1 protein-coding gene and 1 pseudogene are annotated in these 1,535 nt (G+C 71.7%); both read left to right on the top strand.

Going from position 1 to position 1,535, the window contains the following annotated elements:
* A pseudogene (locus tag V7067_RS10730) lies at positions 1-269 on the top strand (hypothetical protein); the annotation flags it as partial.
* Entirely contained in the window at positions 266-1,105 is an 840-nt protein-coding gene (locus tag V7067_RS10735) for an amino acid ABC transporter ATP-binding protein (RefSeq protein ID WP_334175896.1), read from the top strand. The pseudogene V7067_RS10730 and the gene V7067_RS10735, both read left to right, overlap by 4 nt.
* Positions 1,106-1,535 lie beyond the last annotated feature (430 nt).

Below are 1,535 nucleotides of genomic sequence, written 5' to 3' on the forward strand. Positions count from 1 at the left end.
TGCGCATCGTGCTGCCGCAGGCGGGGGCGGTGGTTCTGCCGGCGCTCGTCGGCCTCGTCATCGGGCTGGCCAAGGACACGGCCATTCTCTCCATCATTTCGGTGCGGGAACTGTCCTATTTCACCAAGCAGGTCGTCTCCCGCACCTTCATGCCGTTCGAGGTGTGGGCCGGGGTGGCGGCGCTTTACTGGATTTGCCTCTCGGCACTGGAACTGGCCATGCGCCGCCTTGAAAGCCACCTCACGCGCTACCGGAGACCGACATCATGAGCGCCGATACCGCGACGGCGGGCGCCACGGCGCCGGCTGAAGAACCGCTGATCCGTGTCGAGGCGATTTCCAAGGCCTTTGCCGGACGCTGGGTGGTGGACCGCGTTTCCTTCACGGTGGCGCGGGGCGAGGTGGTGTGCGTGCTCGGCCCCTCGGGATCGGGCAAGTCCACGATGCTGCGCTGCCTCAACTGGCTCGCCCCGCCGGAAAGCGGCGCGATCCGTCTGGCCGGCGAGCGCCTCGGCGTCGTCACGCTGGCGGACGGGCGCGAGCAGCCGCTGCCGCCGCGCGAAATCCGCCGTCAGCGCGCACGCTTCGGCATGGTCTTCCAGCAGTTCAACCTCTGGCCGCACCGCACGGCCCTGCAGAACGTGATGGAGGGTCTCACCATCGTGCGCGGCCTGCCGCGCGACCGGGCACGGGAGGTTGCCGACGCCATGCTGGATCGCGTGGGTCTGGCGGCGCGCCGCGATGCCTATCCGGCGCAGCTTTCCGGCGGCCAGCAGCAGCGCGTGGCCATTGCCCGCGCGCTCGCCATGGAGCCGGAGATCCTGCTGTTCGACGAGCCAACCTCGGCTCTCGATCCCGAACTCGTCGGCGAGGTTCTGGCCGTGATGCAGGATCTCGCCCGCCGCGACGTGACGATGATCGTCGTGACCCACGAGATGGGCTTCGCCGCCAATGTGGCCGACCGGATCCTGTTCATGGATCAGGGACGGGTCGTGGAAGAGGCGTCGCCGCAGGTCTTCTTCTCCCGGCCGGCGACGGACCGGGCGCGCCGCTTTCTGGAAAGCCATCTCGGGCGCGCGGCGGCCGGACCGCCCGGCGCCGCCTGAACGGGCGATCTTGCGGCAGGGCGATCTTGCGGCCGGACCGGAACCGGGCCGGCCGGGGTTCCGCTGGCCCGTCCGGACATGACGAGACGATCCTCTCCCGGGCTTTGCGCGTGTGACGCAGACGGGGTTGCGGCGCCTGTCGCATGGGTGCCCCCCCCCCGGAGACGTTGCCGGTGTCCTCCCTCTGCTGCGCAACGCGGCGGGGCCTGAGGGCGGCGGCCCCGCGCAAGCCGCGATTGCCCGCCGGTCTGCCCGCCCTCCGGGGCCTCCGCGGTCCGCTGCGTGCCGGCGGGACCGGCCGACACCGGGGAGGGGCCTTCCCGACCGGCCGTGGATCGGCACGCCGCGCCGGCTGCGCTGAAGGTGCGGCCACGCGCAGGAAACCGCCATCCGGGCCATGGAAGCCGCGCTTGCGGCCGGGCGGCGATCG

The organism is Pseudoxanthobacter sp., assembly GCF_036822375.1.
Taxonomy (GTDB): Bacteria; Pseudomonadota; Alphaproteobacteria; order Rhizobiales; family Segnochrobactraceae; genus Pseudoxanthobacter.